The sequence below is a fragment of the Mycoplasma iguanae genome (genome assembly GCF_024722375.1).
Classification (GTDB): domain Bacteria; phylum Bacillota_I; class Bacilli_A; order Mycoplasmatales; family Metamycoplasmataceae; genus Mycoplasma_M; species Mycoplasma_M iguanae.
The window spans coordinates 625,026-647,701 of sequence record NZ_CP102734.1 but is presented as its reverse complement, the minus strand read 5'-3'; the positions used below and the strand labels follow the sequence as shown (position 1 = coordinate 647,701).

The following is a 22,676-nucleotide window of genomic DNA, read 5'->3' as shown; positions in this document are numbered from 1 at the left end:
TATGTCAAACAATCCAAAAATTAAAGCTATTTTAGATTATGTAATTATTGCTGAAGGAAATTATCCTTACCAGCAAGAACAATTTTTTGAAATTAAAAACAAGCCGGGGTTAACAGCTTTTCTATTAAGTGCTAATGAAAACGAAGCTTTTCTTTTAATAGATAGCAGTTTTACAAATTATGCTGTTGGTGATGAATTAGTTGAATTAAAAAATTACTCAGAAGTTGCAACACCTAAAAATATTTTTGGGAAGGTAGTTAATTATCAAGCAGAAATTTTATTGCCTCAACCAGAAAAGAAATCAAAAGAAGTATTTCCAATGAAACATCATATTTTCTCAACAGCATTAAACATGATGCAGAGAAAAAAATTAAATGAGCAATTAAAAACAGGAATTTTATCAATTGATTTATTTAATCCCATTGGTCTAGGACAAAGACAATCAATTATTGGTGATAAGCAAACAGGTAAAACTCACATTATTTTAAATACAATTATCAACCAATCAAAATTAGGTGTCAAATGTATTTATGTTTCAATTGGTCAAAACCACCACAACTTAAATAATGTTTATCAAACACTTGAAAAATACAATGCATTAGATAATGTAATTATTTTTGAAGCTCCTGCAACTTCACAATTTCAACAATTTTTAATTCCTTATTTTGCAATGGCACATGCTGAAAACTTATCAAAAGATTATGATGTTTTAATTGTATTTGATGATTTAACAAAACATGCAAACATTTATCGTGAAACTTCTTTATTAATTGATAAACCAATTGGTAAAGAAGCCTTTCCAGGTGATATTTTCTTTGCACATTCAAGAATTTTAGAAAAAAGTGGAAAATTTATTGATCGAAAAAGTATTACATGTCTTCCAATAGTGCAAACTGTTGATAACGATATCACATCACTAATTTCTTCAAATATTATTTCAATTACCGATGGTCAAATTATTTTAAATAGTAATATTTTTGCTGAAGGTAGATTACCTGCTATTGATTTAGATATTTCTGTTTCTCGTACAGGTACATCAGTACAATCAAAAAATATTGCTAAGATTTCAAGTGATTTATTAAAAATTTACAGAGCTTATAAACGACAAAGTAAACTTTCAAATCTAAATTACGAATTAAATAAGGAAATTTCAACCTTAATTTATAAGGGTAAATCAATTGAAGGAATTTTAAATCAAAGAGGGTTTAATCAATATTCTGAAAAAACAATTTTAATTTCAGGAAAATTAATTGCATGAGGAATTTTACAACATGTTGAGGATAAATTTGAGGCCATCAAATTTGTATATTCATTAATTAAACATGAGAGAAATGCAATTCAAATTTATAAGAATTTATTAAATGCAATTCCACATGATGATGAAGTTTTAAAAAATTATTTTGCTTGATCATTGAATCAATATTTCCAATATAAAAATATCAATGACAGAATACCAACAACAATGAACTTTATTCCATTTAACCCAGAGCAATTAACAACAGTAATAGAAAATATGGAGGAATGAAAATAATGAAGGGAATTGTTCATAAAATTTTATCAAATGTTATTGAAGTAAAATTCGCCAAAGCTAAAGAAGGATTATTACAAAATAATCAAATTTTAGAATCAAGTGATAAGAAAAATACTTTAATTATTAAAAGAATTATTAATAAGGAAACTGCTCTTGCAATTTTAATTATTTCCCAAAGAGAAATTCGATTAGGTGATGAATTCATAAATACCTTAAAAACTTTTTCAGTACCTGTAGGTAAAGAATCACAAGGAAATGTTTATGATGTTTTAGGAAATTCTTTGTTAGATAAAAATTCACCAAAAATTAAAAGAATTCCAATGAATTCTGTGGATGTTCCAGCTAAAAAAATAGATACTAAATTTGAAATTCTTGAAACAGGAATTAAATCTATTGACTTTTTTATTCCTATTTTAAAAGGTTATAAATTAGGAATATTTGGTGGAGCTGGAGTTGGAAAAACTGTTTTAATGAAAGAAATTATTTTTAATGTTTCTAAATTTAAAAGTAAAATTAATTCATCAATTTTTATTGGTTCAGGAGAACGTTCACGTGAAGGATTAGAATTATTTTCAGAGCTAAATGAATCTAATTTAATGTCAAATACTTCACTTTATATTTCACAAATGAATGAACACCCAGGATCTAGAATGAGTATTGTTCCAATCGGAATTACAGCAGCAGAATATTTAAGAGATGTAGAAAAACAAAATATTCTTTTATTTATTGACAACATTTATCGTTATATTCAAGCTGGAAATGAAATTTCAGCTTCTTTAGGTAAAAAACCTTCTATTGGTGGATATCAATCAACTTTAGATAGTGAAGTTTCTGAAGTTCAAAATAGATTATATGCAAATGAAAATGGTTCAATTACAGCTTTTGAAACTGTGTTTTTACCAATGGATGATATTACAGATCCCTCAGCTGTTTCTGTATTAAATCATTTAGATTCCTCATTGGTATTATCTCGTGAACAAATTGCTAAAAATATTTATCCTGCTTTTGACCCTATTGCATCAACCTCAAACTCAGTAAATGAAAAAATTATTGGTAAAAGACATTTTGATGCTATTTTAAGAACAAAAAGTATCTTACAAAAATATAAAGAACTTGAAGATGTTATTTTAATTTTGGGTTTTGATGAGTTAGATAAAGAGAGTAAAATTATTGTAAGGAAAGCTATGCAATTACAGTACTTCTTTACACAAAATTTCTTTACAGCTGAAAGTTTTACAAAAGAACAAGGAGTTTATGTAAAACTAGAAGACACCATTGAATCAGTTATTAGAATTATTGAAGGGAAATACATTAACCAAAGTCCTGAAATTTTTAAATCAATTGGATCAGCACTTGATTTACCAATGGATGAAGAATTAGAAGACATATAAAAAGTATTTAAAAAGGAGTGATAATATGAAATTAAAAAGCAAAATTTTAATATCATTAACAGTAGTTGGTGTTTTATCATCCGCAGCTTTTACTTTTATTCTTGTTAATCACTTTAAAAATTATAATGGTAGTAATAATCGACTTATTATCTATGACCCCTCCGCTGTAACTCGGGAATTAAAAAATGAAGAAGCAGAAATTAAACCAAAGGATGAATCTAACGAAAATTTACCGACTCCTTTGCCTAAATCTGATTCTATATCTGAAAAAGTAACAGAACCAATAGAAACAATTCCTGAACCAAAAAAAGAGGAAGAAAATTATAAACCCTCAACTCCTGTAAACTCCAGACCTAAAGAATGGGAAGATTCTGCAGATGCAGATTTAGACGAGGTTCTAAATCCTGATTATGATGCAGATTTAAATATTCGTACTGAGGAAATCAAGGATTTAGATTCCATTATTGACACAAACCCACAAGCACCAGGTGATGAAGATGTTCAAGGTGGACGTGGGACATACATTAGAAAACAAGGAAGAATTATTGAAAATCATAGTAATTACTATGAATTTCTTCCTGGTGGTCAATCATCATCGATAGCTTTAACTAAATTAGTTAATTCATCACCCACTTTTAAAAAATTAAAACCTGGTACAAAAATTAAATCCAAAGATTTCAAAGATGTAAAAGAAAATTCTTTAATTTATACAGGCGAAGAATTTATTGAACTAGATGATGAAATACTAAAAGATGCTTTATTAACAATTCAAGCTGATCCAAGTCCTTGACATAAAAAACATTTGGATTTGCAAAATTATCAATTAACAGAAGAAGACAAAAAAATGTTGCGTAAAGGTTTTTTCCCTGTTAGCGCAAGTGTTTGAGCACTGAGACCAGGTTTTCTAAACACAACATTTTACAAAATGACTAAAAATAATTTGAATAGATATATCCCTTTAAAAGAAAATGCACAGCGCTCACCGGAAAGAATTAGAGATCTAGATTGAACTACAAAGGAATTTCACAAAACTGGCACAGGATGACAAAAAACGATTGTAGATATTCCTGGATTTTCAAATAATGTTGCTGTTTTAAATGTTTATACAGATGAAAAAGGCGACCAAAGATATATTGTTGAAGTTAAATTAATTAACCAAATCCAGGACATTAATCAATTACTAGATGCGGCTAAAAGTATTATGAGTAATAAAACAATCGGTACAGGTTTAGCATTAAGAAATGTACAATCTGATACCCAGGAAAAAGCTGTTGAATTTGTTCAAAAAATGAATGATTCAGTAAAAGCTTTAACATTATTTTATGAATACAATGATCCCAAAGTTATTAATGCAATAATAGATAATCCTAATTTCTCTGCTAGAAATAAATTATATGAATTGAATGTTATTACAAATGATACTCATTTAGAAAATAGTGACAAAACTATCGTAACAGTAGATCCACGTGTATTTTTAAAAGTAAAACCTGGAGCATATGATCATTATGCTTCTGCTATTTATACAATCTACCAACTAAAAGATGATATTTCTAAAACTACTATGTCAAAACTTTTAGAATATATCTATGTCAAAGAAAAAGACAGAAGAGAATTTCAAGGAAGATTTGGAGAAGGCGGACACAACACTAAATGAGATTTATCTAATACAGAAATCTATGATTTAAATAACATCATTTTCCCAAGAATTAATAATAAAGAATTGAAATTTACAAAAGTAATTTTTCCTGTACCAGAAAACAGAAATCTAAAAATAGATTTATCAAAAGTTATTAATTCAAATGATGATAACACCACAGGAAAAATTTATTTTGGAATGGGACAAGAACCTCAGCCTGTAGAGTATGGCCATGATCCAAGTCAATGACCTGATACATTGACTTTAACAGCAACTTCTCCTCGAGGAGTCAGTGCAGATTTACAATCTATTTATAATATTTTATTTTATTCAAATTCAATTAATAAAATAGATTTATCAAACACTGAAATTACTGAAAGCGAAGCAAAATCACAATCATGAAGCTCTTTAGGTAGAGGATCAATCACAATCACATTAAAAAATGGACAAATTATAAATGTTTAATAAAATGAAATATAAAAAATTGTTTAAATTAGGTTTATCAAGTTTATCTGTAATCTCTATTCCAGCAATTATTATTGCTTGTCAGAGTGCTTCTAACACAGAAAAATCAACCCCAGTAGCTGATAATCCTAATACAGATAATAATTCTAGTAGTAATAATTCAAACCCTAACTCGCTTCCAGGCGATACAGTTGATAATTCTAATATTGATGGTAATATTGACTTAAAAGATGATGATTTAGCTAATGATCTATTAAGTGGTTCAACAGGAAAAACCAAACCTAAGTACAGACCTCCAGAAGTTCCAGAAAACAAAAATGCTGCTGCTGGATACAAAATTTTAACTCCTGCTTATGAAACTTTTATTGATGATAATAAAGAACCGAGTGGACTAAACCCAAATAATGATCCTAGACCTTTCCAATATGGTAAAGCTCCAAATGAACAGTATGAATATATTAACGATCACACTGTAAAATTAGCTATTTATATGGGTAAAAGATATAAAAGGGAAGTTTTTACAGGAAGAATGATGACTGAAGAACCTATGGTAGACTACAATCTACACGGCACAGGTTGATTTATGGATTATTTAGTGCCTGATAACCCAAATGAGTATCCTACAACATGATTTATTGCAACTAACTTGCATAATATTCCACATTGAAGATTTGAAGAAAATGGTGGATATACAGATGTTGTACTACCTCTAGATAAAAATTATAAAAAACCAGCTGAATATAAATTTGAAATAGGATATTCAGACTTTAAAGAAAATGGTAAACCAGAATTAGAGTGAAAAGGATATACAGAAATTGAACCTAAATTAGTTTTTTCTGCTGTAAATTTTTTAGGTGATTCTATTGATATGTCTAATTCAGTGCCATCATATAACAGTGAAGAATATAAAAAATTTGGGGATTACTTTAAAGATTTTGCTGTTCTAGAAGTTAAATTCAAAGATCAAGAAGAAGCAAGAAAAATAACAAGAAATATTGCTCAAAAATATAAAGATAATTGATTAAGTTTTAGAAAAGAATCACTAATGAGTGAAAACGGAAATTGATTATATACATATAATCAATTTTATGTTTTAGGATATGGTTTAGAAAATAATTTAACCCTTACTATTCCTGTATTTAATAAATATGGTGGAATAGAAGGAGAAAGTTTTAACCGTGGTGATTTTGATTATTCTGTAGGAAGTAAAATGTCTGCAAGAACAAAATGACAATTAAAAAACAAATATAATCAATATATTCCTGGTATCACTGATGCATTTAAAGTTCCTGATCCACGTGGTGAATTACTTGTTAAATTTAATGATTATGATTTCAATTCAAAAGATACAAGTCATGTAAAATACCTGCGTCGTTTTGGAGTTGTTTATTCACTAGACAATGATGATTTAGCAATTGGAGCTTCAGGTTCTATGGGACTTGAAGGAAAAACTAAAGATCAATTTAAAGTATTTGGAATTCAATTTGGAAAAGAAACAACAACAAAAACAGGATTTTTAGATCCACTTATTTTTGAAGGTTTTTCTTTAGATGGAAAAATCATTTATCCTAAATATGATTTAATTTATGGTGTTGAAGGGCAAAAATATTCATATGCTCAAAGTATGAAAAAAAATCTTTCAGGAAAAACATCAAAACTTTTAGGTAAGTTATAAAACAAAACTCAGGCAATAAAGTCTGAGTTTTTTTTAAAACAAATTTTTAAAACACTTTATAGTAAGTTTTTAATTGTTTTTTTAAAAAATAAGATAAAATTATTTTTCGAGTGACCAAAGCAAGAGGGATCACCTGAATCCATTCCGAACTCAGCAGTTAAGCCTCTTTACGCCGACGATACCAGAGATGGAAAAATAGGGAGTCGCTTTTTTTTATTTTCTTTTTTTGCTTTGGTTATTTTGAAAATACTAATTTTAATTACAAAAATTAGTATTTTTTTATTACTGAAATTTTTTAAAAAATAACCAGTAAAATATTTTATTTTTTAAAAATTATTTTACTGGTTTATAAAACATATAATTTTAGATGGGCAAAATATAGCTAATAACAACATAAGGAGGAAATAAACAGAAAGTAATAATTTGCAATTTTGCTAAACATATTTTAAGTAAAGGAATCTATCTAAAAATGAAATCTCTTGAAAATTTACCTAAAACAATGAAAGCATTAATTTTTTTAGAAAAAAATAAACTTGCAATAACCGAAAAACCAATACCTCAAGTAGGGGCAAATGATTTATTAATTAAAGTAACTACTACAACTATTTGTGGAACAGATATTCATATTAAAAAAGCTGAATATCCTGTAAAACCAGGATTAACGTTAGGACATGAATCAGTTGGAATTGTTGCTGCTTTTGGTAAAAATGTTAAAGGATTTAAGATTGGTGAAAGAGTTTTAGCAGGCGCCATTACTCCTTCAGGACATTCGGCAGCTAGCCAGTATGGACAAAGTTCACAAGATGGAGCTGAAGAAAAGTTTGGTTACAAAGCAATTGGCGGTTGAAAATTTGGTAATACTATCGATGGTGCACAAGCTGAGTATTTATTAGTACATGATGCAATGAGAAATGTAGCTAAAATTCCAGAAAATTTAAGTGATGAAGAAGTATTAATGTGTCCTGATATTCTTTCTACAGGAATTAAAGGTTCAGAAAATGCTGATATTAAGTTAGGAGATACCGTAGTTGTTATTGCTCAAGGTCCGATTGGTTTGAGTGCAACAATTGGTGCAAAATTGTTAGGAGCAGGACAAATTATTACAGCTGATACTGATGATGCTCGTTTAGATATTTCTAAAAAATTAGGAGCAACTCATACAGTTAATGTTAAAAATGAAAACTTATTAGAAGCAGTAAAAAGAATTACAGAAGGACGTATGGCTGATGCATCTGTTGAATGTTTAGGAACTAATCAAACATTTCAAGATGCTTTAAAAGTTTTAAGACCTGGTGGGACACTTTCATCTGTAGGAGTTTATTCAGAAGATTTAATAATTCCCCTAGAATTTTTTCATGCTGGTTTAGGAGATAATACAATTAAAACATCTTTATGTCCAGGTGGAAGTGAAAGAATGAGACGCTTGATTAAATTAGTAGAAGAAAAAAGAATTGATACTAGTTTATTAGTTTCACATAGATATAAATTTGACGATATTTTAGAAGCTTATGAATTATTTGAAACACGCCGTGAGCCAGTTTTAAAAATAGCAATTAAAGTAGCTTAAAAAACAAATTAGTATTCAGATTATTTCCATTATAAAAACAAAAAAATACTGTATTTTATAATGGAAAATTTTTTTTCTTGATTTTTTTAAAAAATAAGATAAAATTATTTTTCGAGTGACCAAAGCAAGAGGGATCACCTGAATCCATTCCGAACTCAGCAGTTAAGCCTCTTTACGCCGACGATACCAGAGATGGAAAAATAGGGAGTCGCTTTTTTTTATTTTCTTTTTTGCTTTGGTTAATTTTAAAAACTTTTATTAAAACACTAAACTGATATAATAAATTTATTATGTTAAAAAATATGTTTAAAAAAAATAATCCTTTTGGGACTGAAACAAATGATTTTTCAGAAAAAGCAAGAGTTAAAAATTTAATTTTAGGAAAAACTTTAGCTCTTTTTGGAGCAACACTTGCTTTTACATTCGGATTTGCCTTTGCAATTTTATGAATTCCAGCAGTACAACAAGGATTTACTTTCATTTTAAATAGATTAGTTTCTTCAAGAGCAATTGGAATTGGTTTATTAATAGTCTTTATAATAGTAAATATAGTAGGATACTGAATGGTAATATCACGTAGTTTGAGAATTCCTATGTGAGTTATGATATTTTTTTATGGAGCGATTGTATTTTTTGATTCAATAAGTGCAGCACTACTTATTTTATTTGTAGATGCAGATTCAGGAGCTAAAGGATTGCTTATTATTATTGGAGTACCTTTTGGTGTAATGGGAATAATGGGATTTTTAGCTTACAAAAATATTATCAACTTCAATAAACTTACACCTTTATTAATCGTATTAGGTATTAGCTTAATAATTTCTTCTATTATTGGTTTTTTCCTTTCAAATAACAATATGCTTTACACATTTGTTACAGCGTTAGGAACATTATTTTACACATTATATATTGGTTTTATTTTGTACCAGATTAAAACAGAAGATGATTATTTAAATCGTATGCCAAAAGTAGAATGAAACGAAGATCAAACAAGTAATTACTCAGAAACTAAAATTGGAAAAGAAATGATTAATCGAGCAGTTTTAGCTTACAGTTTATTATTATTTGTTGCCTTCATCAGATTAATGTATTATGTTGCAAGAATTATGGGATCATTTAGAAAATAGATAATAAAAACTAAAATAAAAAAATGGTTTTAAAACCATTTTTTTATTTATAAATTTTTTTAGCTCATTTAAAGTGATAAAATAAATACTCATAAATTGGAATTTTTATCACAACTTCAAAAGCATAAAAGATAAATAGAATAATTGGTAACAATGCTTCGTTTGAAACTGAGTTTTTAATTGCTGGTACAACTAAGTAAACTAACATCGCTAAAAATACAACATGTAAAAAGTTAAATACAAAGTCAAAAACAGCTGTTAAATTAGTTCTTCCACCTGAACCAATCGCCCTTGATGTAGTAATAATTCATAGTCAAAATGGATTAAAAATAATAATAGGAATCAAGGTGTACTGGATTTGTTTTAAGTAAAAACTGGCTGCCGTATTAGCTTCATTAATTGCTGCACTTTCAGTTCAACCTTCTTGCATCATTTTGGTTTTTACATCGTCTAAAACTCCACCAGCAAAAAGGTTAGTGTTAAGAATAATCATAAAAACAAGAGAAAAAACAACTGATAAACCAATACTGAAAACAAAGTTGAATCCTCTTAATTTTTGTGCTTCTTTTTTAGCTTCTTCAATATTACCAGCACCTAAATTTTTACCAACAAAATTAGAAACAGAAGCAGATACCGAAGGAAACGCTGAAGTTAAAATATTATTAATGGAATTAGTAATCCCCAAAACAACAGCAGCTCCTAAAGCTCAATGTTCTTCACCTACAGAACCTTCATGAAAAGTTTGATTTCAAAAAACAGCACGAATAGCAATAAAAAGAAAACTTACTGTAGAAATAACCATTGTTGGGATTCTTTTAAAATAGTGAATTCAAATTTCTTTATAAACCGCTCAAAAAGCAAAAGGTAAAACAAAATATTTTTTTTGTCTTGTTAAGAAAATAATAACTGTTGTTAATACAAAGAAAAAGTTAGAAATTAAAGTTGCATAAGCTGCTCCTTCAACACTCATTTTTAAAATATTTAAAAATATGATATTAAAAAGCACGTTTGATGAAACTGAAACTATGTTAACAATTAAAATTCCTTTAGCTGAACCTAGTTCACGACAAATACTTGAACTCACAAAAATTCAAGCAGTAGTAATTCAAGTTACAGACACAATTCGAATGTATCTTATACCTAGTTCATAACCTATTCCTTGGTTAGTCCTAGCAAAAAATGAAATAAATCATTCTGGTGAAATTTGTGATCCAATAAAAAAAATAGTTGCAAAAGATACTGAAACAAAATATCTTAAACGATTTGAAGAATTAATATTTTTAATATTATCTGTTCCTTTATATTGTCCAACAAGCATATTTCCAACAATATTAATTCCAATTAAAAAAGCGAAAATAATTCCCATTCATGCATTGGCATAAGACAAAGCAGAAATTCCGCCATTAATATGTGTAACCATGAAATTATCCACAAAGTTGTTAGATGCGAATAAGATGGATGAAAGAATTATTGGTAGTAAAAAGAAAAAGTTAGTTTTTCATTCCTTTCTAGTTAATTTAAAATTTAGTGTAAATCAATTATTAGATGTATTTTTAGTTTTTAGCATTATAAAGTGTAATTATACTAAAATAAAATTATTTTTTAGTTTGATATATTAAAAATAACCTCTTATTATATAATAGACATAATTTATTTGAAAGAAGGTAAAAATGTTAGAAGTAAGAAATTTGTCAAAAATTTTTTCAGATAAAAAACTGTTTGATAATGTTAATTTAAAATTCATTGAAGGTAATACATACGGAATAATCGGAGCAAATGGAGCAGGTAAATCAACCTTCTTAAAAATACTGGCAAAAGAAATTGAACCATCATCAGGTGAAGTTTTTATTGAAAAAGAAAGAAGAATTTCTGTTCTTTCGCAAGATCATAATATGTACAATGATTATGTAGTTACAGATGTTGTAATTATGGGAAATCAAAAATTATACGAAATTCAAAAAGAAAAAAATGATATTTATGCAGATCCTAATGCTTCTGAAGAAGATTACACAAGAGCAGGTGAATTAGAAGAACAATTCGGAATGATGGGTGGTTGAAGTGCAGAAAATGATGCACAAATTTTACTTTCCGGTTTAGGAATTGAAAAAGAAAAATGAAACCTGCAAATGAAAGATTTAAAAGCTGCGCAAAAAGTAAAAGTACTTTTAGCAAAAGCTTTATTTGGTAATCCCGATGTTTTAATTATGGATGAGCCTACTAACCATCTAGATCTTAAATCAATTAAATGATTAGAAAATTTTTTGATTGATTATGAAAATGTTGTTATTGTAGTTTCCCATGATAGTGATTTTTTAGATCAAGTATGTACAAATATTGTAGATATTGATTTTGGAGAAGCTAAAATGTTTACAGGAAATTACAGTTTCTGAAAAGAATCTTCTGAATTAATGCGTGAAATGCAAAAAAATCAAAATGCTAAAAAAGAAGATCAAATTGCTAAACTTCAGGCTTTTATTGCTCGTTTTTCAGCTAATGCTTCTAAATCATCACAAGCCACTTCTAGAAAAAAAGCTTTAGAGAAAATTACTTTAGATGAAATTAAACCTTCAAGTAGAAAATATCCTTTCATTCGCTTCGATATTTTTACAAGACCAGGAAAACAGATCTTAGAAGTGCAAGATCTTTCTTATGTTTCAAAAACTGGTGAAACTTTATTTTCAAACTTAAATTTTTCTTTATCTAATGGTGAAAAATTAGCATTATTAGGTGAGGATGATATTGCTAAAACTAAGTTACTAGAAATTTTATTAGGTTTAGAAAAACCAACATCTGGAGAAGTAAAATGAGGAAACACAATTAAAACGACTTATTTTCCTTCTGATAATACAAAATATTTTCCCAAAGAAGAAACCATTATGGACTGAATTAGTAAATGGCCTTTAGAAAATACTACAGAAGCAACTAAAGACAATTCTGATCAAAGAATGCGTAGTTTTTTGGGAAGAATGTTATTCAGTGGAGATTCAGTATTTAAAAATGTCCAAGTAACATCAGGTGGAGAAAAAGCTCGTTTAATGTTTTCGAGAATGATGTTAAAAGAATCTAACTTTTTAGTTTTAGATCAACCATTAGATCATTTAGACACTGAATCAATTGATTCAGTAATTGAGGGACTACAAAATTATCAATCTGGAGCAATCTTTACAACTTATAATAGAGCTTTGGTAAAAAAAGTTGCAAATGTTATTTTAGAAATAAAACCAAATTCTTCATTCATTTTTAGAGGAACGCTTGACGAATATGAAGAAGCTATGGGTTACTAAATATCAATTAATTTCTTTTAACTACTTTCATTTTTAAAATGAAAGTTTTTTTTTTTTTTTTTTGAAAAATTTCACTAAATTATAAAAAATTTAAGAAACAATAAATCATTATTTTTTCTACTTATAATTGAAATTAATAAAAATTTTTCTCTAAATTTAGAAGAGAAAAGAAAGGATAAAATGACTTTAACCAAAAATATTAAACCAAATAATTTTAAGAAGTATGCTCCTGGAGGTATGCGTCAAAAAATTCAAAAAATTGGTTCATTTATGGCTGGAATGATTCTACCTTCAATTGGTGTTTTCATTGCATGAGGTTTATGAACTTCGATGTTTTTATACAATTCAGGGAGTTCACACGGTTGATTTACCGGGCAAGATAAACCAGATACATTAAATTCACTAGGCGCAATTGTTGGCCCAGGAATTAAATGATTAATTCCAATTTTAATTGGAGTTAATGCTGGGAAAATGATTTATGGTGTTAGAGGTGCAGCTTTCGGTGCCTTTATGACAGTAGTCATTATTGTAGGTACAGATGAAATTTGAAATATCTTCCCTGAAATAATTGCCATTGATGGTAAAAGCTTAGCAGGTAGAGCACCGAATCAAATTGTAGGAGCGATGATTGTTGCACCTTTTTCTGTTTGAGCATTCAAGAAAATAGAGTCACTATATATTAATAAAGTCAAAGTTGGCTTTGAAATGTTGATTCGAAATTTTTCATTAGCAATTATTGCGATTTTAATGGGACTAGTGTTATTTTTCGCATGAGCATGAATCATGTTTGGAATTACATGAATCTTAACAAAAATTATTGGTGCATTTGGTAATAATAAATATGTAGCACCTTTAATGACAATTTTTACAGAACCAACTAGAACTATCTTTTTAAATAATGCTTTAAATCATGGAATTTTATCACCAATAGGATTAGAGGAAATAAGAACATTACAGGAAGAAGGTATAGAAGCTGCAAGATCAATTTTCTTCTTATTTGGTGGAAATGCTGGACCAGGGTTTGGATTATTAATTGCATATGCAATTTTCAAAAAAGGTACAGAAAGAACTAACGCCTTAGGATCAAGTTTAATTCAACTAGTTGGTGGAATTCATGAAGTATACTATGTTTATGTTATTGCAAAACCTAAAATGATTATTTCAACAATTTTAGGTGCAGCAACATCTATGGCTGTTTTCAGCTTTTTAGGTGGAGGAACTTCAACTATAGTTTCTCCTGGATCAATTATTTCTGTAATTGGAACTTCACCTGATGGATATGCTTTAGGAATAAATTTATTAGGTATTTTTTCAGGAGCATTTGTTACTTTCATTGTAGCTGGTTTCTTATTATGACTAGAGAGAAAAAATGACTCACAACAAGCATCAACAAATACTAGAGTTGTTTTCACAGACGAAGGAATGAGTTTTGAAAATGGATCAAATGATCAACTTGCTACAGAAAATTCAAAAATAGAATCTCAAAAAGCAATCAATTATACAGCAGCTAGAAAAATAGTTGTAGCATGTGATGCCGGATTGGGATCATCTACTATGGCAGCAGGTATTATTAAGAAGTGAGTAAAAGAGAATAATATAGATATCGAGGTTACAAATGCAGCTTTAAAAGACTTACCAGCTGATGCTGACATTGTCGTAACTACAAACGTTTTTGAAAATTTTGCAAAAGAAAAAACACAAAAAGATAATATTTATACTGTAAAACAATTTTTAAATAAAAGTGAATATAATGAACTTTATGAAAATTTAAAAAAATATAAAACCAAAAAGACAGAGGAAAAATAATGACAAAGATAGGAATTATCGGTTTAGGTAAAATGGGTTCGGGTTTTGCTTTGAATGCAGTTGACAAAGGTTACTCTGTAATTGGTTATGATCCTAATATAACTGAAAATGATTTGTTAAAAAATAAAATTAAACTTGTAAGTGATATAGCGCAACTTGTAAAAGAAGTTGGAGAACAATCAACTTACTTGTTATCAATTCCACATGGCAAACCGACAGAAGAAACTATCATAGAATTATTAAAATATTTATCTCCTGAAGCTATCATTATTGATACAGGAAATAATAACTGAAAAAATACAAAGAAAAATTTAGAGCTTTGCAATGCTAAAAATGTTTTTCTTTTAGATGCTGGAACTAGTGGAGGACCTTCAGGAGCAAGAAATGGTGCTTGCTTTATGGTGGGTGGAGAAAATGAAGCTATTAAAAAAGTAAATCAGTTATTTAAAGATCTTGCACAAAAAGATGGATTTTTGCATGCTGGTAAAACAGGATCAGGTCATTTCTTAAAAATGGTTCATAATGGAATTGAATATGGAATGATGCAAGCTATTGCTGAAGGATTTGCCATCCTTGATAAAAGTGAATTTGATTTTGATCTAGAAAAAGTAGCCCACCTTTGAAACGCCGGTTCTGTAATTCGTTCATGATTAATTGAATTAACTGCTGAAGTTTTTAGAAAAGAAAACAAAGCAGATTTTGAAGCTACTGGTGGATTTGTTAATGCTACTGGCGAAGCTAAATGAACTGTAGAATCCGCATTAGAATTAGATGTTCCTGCACCAGTAATTGCACTATCTTTAATGTTAAGACAACAATCATTTACTAATGATCCTTTCGCAAATAAATTATTAGCCCAATTGCGTAAGCAATTTGGAGGACATACTATAATTAAAAAATAAAAATATTGCATGCATTTTAATAAAAAAATGTATGCAATATTTTTTTATTAGATCAATATTTTTTAAAAAATTATCTATCTTTTAATACATAAACAATTTGCATTACAATAAATAAAAGACTTAATCTTGCAGTTCTTTGTTCTTCCATAATTTCTTCATTTTTTGGAACAGATAAATTAAGGGTGGCAACTGATGCAATATAACTTAAAAGGTTAGAAGTAAAATTAATAACTTTAGCATTTTTCTCTATGGCGTGTTTTACAATTTTAGAAATACGTGTAGAACCACCAGTGAAAGAAAAAATAATTATTATATCATTAGCACTAAAATTTTTAATTCATTTTTGTTGCACTTCAAAATCTAAACTATGGACAACATGATAATCTAACTTAGATAAATAATTTGCAAAAATATTAATTACATCTAAGTTTGCACCCTTACCTACCAAATATATTTTTTGATCTTTTTTTAAATATTGATCAAAATTTAAAATGTTTTCCCGATTTACTTGATTTGTAAATTCCAGAGATTCTTGCATAAATTTAAAATAGTTTTCCAATCTTATACTTTTATCTAAATTTTTATTGGAATTATCACTTTCTACTGCGCTTTTTTGTACTTTAAGTAAATTTCTTTCCATCATTATTGCAGGAATTAAATTTTTAGTTCCACTGTATCCTAAGTGTTTGGCAAAATTTAAAAAAGAAGCAGGAGAACACGAAGCCATTTTAGAATAATCATTAATATTAAAATTTTCTAAATTATGAATATTATTTAATAAAGTTTCAGCGATTGAGCTGTAAACAAGATTTACTTTCTGTTTAGCAATTCTTTCAATTGCCTTAATAAGTGAAGTTTCCATTAAAAAAATTTTAGCAAATTAAAACTAAAAACTAAAAATATTTAGTTTTTTTTATACAAAAGTTAGTTTTTTTTACATTTTATAAATAGGTACAATAATAAAAAAATTATCTTAAATCAATACCTAAAATTTATGTAAAACATCGTAAAAAAATGAAGGAAAAAAATATAAAAACATTATAATTTATAAGATATTTTTAATTTACAAGGAGATATAATGAATAATTTAGTAAATGCTAAAGACATGATCAAAAAAGCATTTGAAAATAAATATGCAGTTCCACATATTAATATTAACAATTTAGAGTGAGCAAAAACAGTTTTACTAACAGCACAACAAATGAATTCACCTATTATTATTGCAACTTCAGAAGGAGCAGTTAAATACATGGGGGGATTAAATGTAGTTGTAGGTATGGTTAAAGGATTAATTAAAGACCAAAAAATTACTGTCCCTGTAGCTTTACATTTAGACCATGGATCATACCAAGGATGTATTAATGCTATTGAAGCTGGATATACATCAGTGATGTATGATGGTTCACATGAATCATTTGAAACAAATTATGAAAATACAAAAAAAATTGTTGAGTTTGCTAACAAACATAATATTTCAGTTGAAGCCGAAGTTGGTTCAATTGGTGGTGAAGAAGATGGAATTATTGGATCAGGAGAAATTGCAGATCCTGCTGAAGCAGCAAAAATGGCAGCTTTAGGTCTAACAATGCTAGCAGCGGGAATCGGAAATATTCATGGCCCTTACCCTGCAGAATGAAAAACTTTAAATTTTGAAGCTATCGATAAACTTAGAGAAGCTGCAAAAATTGGGTTAGTATTACATGGTGGTTCAGGGATCCCTAAAGAACAAGTTCTTAAAGCAATCTCATTAGGTATTTCTAAAATTAATATTAACACCGAATTACAACAAGCAAATGCTAAAGCTATTTGGGATTATGTTGAATCTGGAGAAGCTAAAAAAGGCAAAAACTTTGATCCAAGAAAATTATATGCTCCTGGTATAGCAGCTATGGAAAGAACTGTTACAGAAAAAATTCTTGAATTAGGTTCAGCAAATAAGGCGTAATTGGCCTTATTTTCTTTTTTTAATGTACAAAAAATCATTAAAAATTTTGACATTATTGTCACCAATTTTCATTTTAAGTTCTTGTATACATAAACACAATACAGAAAAATTTTTTGTTTCCAAAGTGATTGATGGCGATACTTTAATTTTAAATAAAAATGCTGAAAAAATCCGTCTTCATGGTATTAATGCCCGGGAAATGTCTATAAAAAATAGCAACAAAGAATTTATTAAAACTAGCGGATTAATTCGCTATTGAGCAGAAAAAGCAACTAATCGATTACGTGAATTAGTAGAACAAAAAACAGTAGAAATTATAAAAATTTCTAAAGATATTTATGAAAGAACTGTGGCAAAAGTTTTTTTAAACAAAAATGATATTTCAATAATTTTGCTAAAAGAAGGATTAGCAGAAGTTGCATTTATCAATAATGAAATCAATGATAAATTCTTCAATTCTGACACGGAATATTTTAAGCAACTGATTGCAGCTGAGAATTATGCAAAGTCGCTTTCTCTAGGAATATGAAAATAATTAAGTAATAAATGTTATAATATAGCATATTTTACTGTTATTTAAAAAGTAAAACTAAACCTTTTAAAAATTATGCTAACAACATAATTTTTTAATTATTAATTACATATATATTGAGGAGTCTATCTATGAAACCAACTAAATTATTTGGTTTGGGTGGAATGCAAGAAATAGGTAAATCCACGCTTGTTATTGAAAAAAATAATTCAATTATTATCATTGATTCAGGAATAAAATTTGCAGATAGTTTTGTTACAGGAATTAAAGGTGTAATCCCTGATTATGGATATTTAAAAGAAAACCAAGACAAAATTCAAGGTGTGTTTATAACACACGGACATGAAGATCACATTGGTGGCATTCCTTTTTTAGTGCAGCAAGTTAATGTTAAAAGAATTTATGCACCTAAAATTGCTGTTCAATATTTAAAATTAAAATTTGAAGAAAAAAGAATCAGAAATAAAGTTGAATTTATTGAAATAGAAAAAGATTTAGTTATTGATTTTTCAGATGTCAAAGTTGATTTTTGAACAGCTCAGCACTCAATTCCGGATGCTTTTGGAATTAGAGTTCAAACTGAGGACGGATCAATTATGTGTACAGGAGATTTTAGATTTGACTATACACCGATTGGTAATCTTACAGATTTTTCAAAACTAGAACAAATGGGAAAAGAAGATTTAACAGTTTTACTTTCTGATTCGACAAATGCTATGCGTCCCATGCATTCTCCTAGTGAAAAAGATATTTTAAAAGATATTGAAGATTTATTTAGAAGTGCAGAAAAAAAAATTATTCTTACAGCTTTTGCCTCTAATTTAACTAGACTTACAGCGATTATTGAACTAGCTGCAAAGTTAGAAAAAAAAGTTGTAATTTTTGGTAGATCGATGGTTAATGGAATTAACATTGGTAGAAAATTAGGATATTTAAATGTACCTGATACCGTTTTTGTGGACAAAAAAAATATTTCTAAATATCAAGATAATGAATTATTGATTTTAACTACAGGTTCTCAAGGTGAACGCCTTGCAGCCTTAGCAAAAATGGCCACAGGTAAACACCCGCAGATTTCAATCAAACATAATGATATGATTATTTTTTCATCTTCGCCAATACCTGGAAACAGAATGAAAATTGAGTTATTAGTTAATAAACTATACAAACTAGGCGCAATAATAAAAGAAAACGGAGTAGATGGATATTTACATACTTCAGGGCATGCCTATCAGGAAGAACATGATAAAATTTTTCAAACTACAAAACCTACATATTTTGTACCTTATCATGGAGAATACAGAATGTCAGTTGTTCACGGAAATACAGCAGAAAAAAACGGAGTAGATCCTAAAAACATTATTATTCCTCGTAATGGTGAAGTTTTATATTTAAAAAATAAAAAACTTACAATTTCAAAAGAAACAATTGAAGTAGGACCTGTATATGTTGAAGGTGATGTTGTTTCAAAATCTAATACTCAAACAATCAAGGAAAGAGTACTTTTAGGTGAAAGCGGATTTGTTAATGTAATTGTTGCTATTGACAAAAATAAAAATACAATTATTGGTAGACCAAGAATTGTATCAAGAGGATCGTTCTATGTCAAAACTTCCACAGAGCTTGTAGAAGAATGCAAAAAAATTGTGCATCGTTCAATCTTGTTTTTAATTAAAAATAGTCCAGATTGAAGTATTCCCCAAATTAAGAAACTTGTAAAAGAAAGATTAGAATCCTATATCTACAAAGAAAAAAGGAGAAAACCAGTTATTCTTACTTCAATTCTAATGATAGATAAAAAAGCTAAACAAAACTCAAATACACCAAAGCCTGTAAAAAAATCAAAAAACAATAAGCCAAATAATAAAAAACCTTTAAAAGAGGCAAAAGAGGATCAAAATGAAAAATAGTTCTGTTAGAGATGATTGATCATATTTTCAAACCTCTAACAAACTATTAGGTAAATTTAATTTTGAAAAATTTCATAATTTAAAATTTTTAAAAAAAATTAGCCGTTTAAATTCATCTTTGAAAGTTGTAGAAGATAAAATAATTTCAGTTGCTGGAGAAAATGAAGAACAGATTAATGTTAATACAATTGCCTTAATTGCTTATAACTATGCAAGTCTTCTAAAGCAAAAATATGAAGCAAAAAAACAAACTGTACTAATTGGACATGATGAAAATGAAGATTCATCTATTTTTTCTTCTTTTCTTTCTTCTTTTTTAATTCATTATGGAATTAAAGTTTATAACTTTACAGAAAATCATGCCACTCCTTTTTCTGTTTCATTTTTTACAATGAATCAATTAAATTTAAACAACTTGATTTATGTTTCAAAAAATAATTCAATTGCTGATAATTTTACTTTTTCTTTTAAAAATCAAGAAAATAAAAGCTTTACAACTGAAGAAATCGAAATTTTAAATAGTAGAATACATTATTCAGAAATTCAAAAACAAAAAAAAGAAAAATTTAACCTTAAAAAAATTAATTATATTGATTCAGAAATTTTTGATGAATATGTCGAATACATTTTAAAAGAAAACAAAGTTAATAAAGAACCTAATTTTTCTTTTTCTTATATTTCTTTAAGTATGGCACAAGAAGAATTTTTGAGACAATCATTCAGAAGATTAAATTACAAGTTTACAGACTATCAAATTGAAAATAAAATTTTTAAATTAGACAGAAATAAAGCTTTAATTAAACAAAATTCTGTTTTAAAATTTTTATCAAAAAAAATTAAAAAAGAAAAAAATGATATTGGTTTTATTTTTTCAACTGACTCAACAGAAATTGCTTGTTTAGTAAAACAAAAATCTTTAGTCAAATATTTAGACTACAATTCATTAATTATTTTGTATTTAAATTATTTAAAAGAAACTAAATCAGAAAAAGTTAATTTTTACAGACTAGATACCACAACTTCATTTATCGACAGTTATGTTAAAGAAATCCCCAAATCAAAAGTTATTGTTTCAGATAACAGAAATATTGTATTAAGAAAAATCCAAAAAAATCCGGGATTTAGCATTTATTTTGATGAAGAAAACAAGTTTTTTGTTGCCAAACATCAAGCATTAAGTAGTTTTGATGCTTTAACTTTTGCAATGAAAATTTTAGAAATGGCTTCTTACTACAAAAAATGAGAAAAAACTTTATTTGATGTTTTAAGTGAAATTCAACAAACAAATGGCTTATATAGAGAAAACACAGAAATTCAATATGTTAATAAAGAAGAAGCATTGAATTTAGTTGCTAGAATTGAAAAATTAGAAAATTTAAATAATCAAAAAATAATTAATAGAAGAAAAACGAAATTTGAAAACAATTATGTTGTTTTGCAGTTAATTTTATTAGATAAAACTGATATTCTTATTAAATATAACAACTACAAAAATGAATTAAAGTATATTGTAAGAACTCCTGTATCAACCGAGCATTTTTCTAAAAAAGTTATAAAAGAAAAAGCAATTATTGAAGAAATTAATTCTAAGAAGGAAATGTTGTCAAAACTGGAAAAATCCAATATTAAAAAAACAACAATTAAATATTCTTTATCATTATTATTTTTAGCAGTTATTTTTTATCTAACTTTTAGATTTCTTTATACTGACTCAGAAAATGGATTAAAAATTTTTAGAGATGCCTGAGCCATATTTACCCAAAATCGTCTTACACGAACTTATTTTATTTTAATAACAGCAGGGAATTTGATTATCCTTAATATTCTTTATTCAGTAACTATTGCTTGGATGTTAAAAAAACAAAATGTAAAAATCAAAATTTGAGATTTATTTATGTCTAGTTTTATAGGAATTTCTGTTTCCAATATCACGCCATTTTATGTAGGGGGGGATATTGTATCCTTTTGATATCTAAGAAAAAAAGGATATGATACAAGTAAATTAGCAGCATCATATTTAGCTTCAGGTTTTATTTTTCAAATCACCTTAGTGCTTTACAGTTTAATTATGTTGCCCTTTATTTTTACTTTTTATAGTGATTTTTTTGCGCAAGGAACACAAGCTAGTTATACAATTACTGTGAGTTTAATTTTAGGTGTTATTATAAATGGTTTAGGTGTTTTACTTTACTGAATTTTGGCTTATTGAAAATGATTACAAATAAAAATAGTGAGTACTTGAATTTATATTTTAGAATGAATACCTTATACATTTGTATTAGATCCGGCAAAACTTTCAGGAAGTAAATACTATGGATTTGAAAAGACGAGAAATAACTTTATTTCTATTTTGAAAAATTTTAAGTTATTTTTTGTAGTCTTAATTATTAAATTAATTTCAGCAATTTTAACTTTTGCACCTTTTATTGGCTTATTGATGAATATGTTAGTACCAAATCTGGAAGGTGGATTCTATTTAAATATTTGAATAGGAACAAATATTGTTAAATCTGCTAATTCAATTTCCATTACACCTGGTGGAGTTGGAACAGGAGACTTTATTGTAATTGAGATCTTCAAATTGATATTCTATCCAGCTTCCCATTTTGAAGAAAAAACCGGAGTTAAACTTTATACACAAGAAGTATCAAAAATTTACTCATTTTTAAATTTATTTTTATTTTATCAAATACCAACAATATTTTCTGGTTTATCATTACTTACAGTTTGAGTTGGTCAAAAGAGAATTGAAAAATATAATAAAATTCAAATTAATCAAAGTTTAGCTTTAAAACACAATACTTTATTATTGAGTAAAAGAACAAAAACTTATTTTTTCAAAATAATAACTGTTGTTTGAATCTTAGGAATTTCAGGATTAATTGCAGCTTTATTAACAATTTAG

Annotated in this window: 15 protein-coding genes and 2 rRNA genes; 15 read left to right on the top strand and 2 right to left on the bottom strand. The window is 27.5% G+C overall.

Features of this window, described 5'->3' with window-relative positions; all coding sequences use genetic code 4:
• Position 1: 1 nt before the first annotated feature.
• The 8 genes from NV226_RS02935 (at position 2) to NV226_RS02900 (ending at position 9,392) form a co-directional block, all read left to right on the top strand.
• On the top strand, positions 2-1,531 hold the full coding sequence (locus tag NV226_RS02935) for an MSC_0619 family F1-like ATPase alpha subunit (protein ID WP_258210828.1): 1,530 nt from the start codon (positions 2-4) through the stop codon (positions 1,529-1,531).
• Positions 1,531-2,922: an MSC_0618 family F1-like ATPase beta subunit gene (locus NV226_RS02930; protein WP_258210827.1), complete on the top strand. Its 1,392-nt coding sequence runs from the start codon at positions 1,531-1,533 to the stop codon at positions 2,920-2,922. Before NV226_RS02935 ends, NV226_RS02930 begins: the two co-directional genes overlap by 1 nt.
• A gap of 25 nt (positions 2,923-2,947) precedes the next feature.
• The gene (locus NV226_RS02925) at positions 2,948-5,023 is read left to right on the top strand and encodes a hypothetical protein (protein ID WP_258210826.1); all 2,076 of its coding nucleotides are present in this window, start codon (positions 2,948-2,950) and stop codon (positions 5,021-5,023) included.
• On the top strand, positions 5,016-6,698 hold the full coding sequence (locus tag NV226_RS02920) for an MIP family Ig-specific serine endopeptidase (protein WP_258210825.1): 1,683 nt from the start codon (positions 5,016-5,018) through the stop codon (positions 6,696-6,698). Before NV226_RS02925 ends, NV226_RS02920 begins: the two co-directional genes overlap by 8 nt.
• A 106-nt stretch (positions 6,699-6,804) precedes the next feature.
• Positions 6,805-6,910 (top strand): 5S ribosomal RNA (gene rrf, locus NV226_RS02915).
• Positions 6,911-7,167: 257 nt separating this feature from the next.
• Positions 7,168-8,265, top strand: coding sequence for a zinc-binding dehydrogenase (locus NV226_RS02910; RefSeq protein ID WP_258210824.1), 1,098 nt, complete (start codon positions 7,168-7,170; stop codon positions 8,263-8,265).
• 111 nt (positions 8,266-8,376) lie between these two features.
• Positions 8,377-8,482: ribosomal RNA gene (gene rrf, locus NV226_RS02905) — 5S ribosomal RNA — on the top strand.
• 73 nt (positions 8,483-8,555) lie between these two features.
• Positions 8,556-9,392 (top strand): MAG0110 family membrane protein, encoded by an 837-nt coding sequence (locus NV226_RS02900; RefSeq protein WP_258210823.1) that lies wholly within the window; start codon positions 8,556-8,558, stop codon positions 9,390-9,392.
• Positions 9,393-9,435: 43 nt separating this feature from the next.
• On the opposite strand, the gene NV226_RS02895 is transcribed toward NV226_RS02900, so the two are convergent.
• Entirely contained in the window at positions 9,436-10,959 is a 1,524-nt protein-coding gene (locus NV226_RS02895) for an MATE family efflux transporter (protein ID WP_258210822.1), read from the bottom strand.
• A 103-nt stretch (positions 10,960-11,062) separates the two neighbouring features.
• Between NV226_RS02895 and NV226_RS02890 the strand changes: the two genes are divergently transcribed.
• From NV226_RS02890 to gnd, 3 genes are all read left to right on the top strand, one after another.
• Positions 11,063-12,676: an ABC-F family ATP-binding cassette domain-containing protein gene (locus NV226_RS02890; RefSeq protein WP_258210821.1), complete on the top strand. Its 1,614-nt coding sequence runs from the start codon at positions 11,063-11,065 to the stop codon at positions 12,674-12,676.
• A 180-nt stretch (positions 12,677-12,856) separates the two neighbouring features.
• Positions 12,857-14,482 (top strand): PTS transporter subunit EIIC, encoded by a 1,626-nt coding sequence (locus NV226_RS02885; protein ID WP_258210820.1) that lies wholly within the window; start codon positions 12,857-12,859, stop codon positions 14,480-14,482.
• Positions 14,482-15,384 (top strand): phosphogluconate dehydrogenase (NAD(+)-dependent, decarboxylating), encoded by a 903-nt coding sequence (gnd, locus tag NV226_RS02880; RefSeq protein ID WP_258210819.1) that lies wholly within the window; start codon positions 14,482-14,484, stop codon positions 15,382-15,384. The genes NV226_RS02885 and gnd overlap by 1 nt, the downstream gene beginning before the upstream one ends.
• Positions 15,385-15,454: 70 nt before the next feature.
• Here the strand turns inward: gnd and NV226_RS02875 are convergent, their stop codons facing one another.
• On the bottom strand, positions 15,455-16,246 hold the full coding sequence (locus NV226_RS02875; RefSeq protein ID WP_258210818.1) for a MurR/RpiR family transcriptional regulator: 792 nt from the start codon (positions 16,244-16,246) through the stop codon (positions 15,455-15,457).
• Positions 16,247-16,462: 216 nt separating this feature from the next.
• Here NV226_RS02875 and fba point away from each other — a divergent pair, with 216 nt between their 5' ends.
• The 4 genes from fba (at position 16,463) to NV226_RS02855 (ending at position 22,676) form a co-directional block, all read left to right on the top strand.
• On the top strand, positions 16,463-17,329 hold the full coding sequence (gene fba, locus NV226_RS02870; protein ID WP_258210817.1) for a class II fructose-1,6-bisphosphate aldolase: 867 nt from the start codon (positions 16,463-16,465) through the stop codon (positions 17,327-17,329).
• Between the two features lie 22 nt (positions 17,330-17,351).
• Complete coding sequence (locus NV226_RS02865) at positions 17,352-17,864, top strand: thermonuclease family protein (protein ID WP_258210816.1); 513 nt, start codon at positions 17,352-17,354, stop codon at positions 17,862-17,864.
• A 128-nt stretch (positions 17,865-17,992) separates the two neighbouring features.
• A complete protein-coding gene (locus NV226_RS02860; RefSeq protein WP_258210815.1) occupies positions 17,993-19,771 on the top strand; it encodes a ribonuclease J in 1,779 nt (592 codons plus the stop codon).
• A complete protein-coding gene (locus tag NV226_RS02855; protein ID WP_258210814.1) occupies positions 19,761-22,676 on the top strand; it encodes a lysylphosphatidylglycerol synthase domain-containing protein in 2,916 nt (971 codons plus the stop codon). The genes NV226_RS02860 and NV226_RS02855 overlap by 11 nt, the downstream gene beginning before the upstream one ends.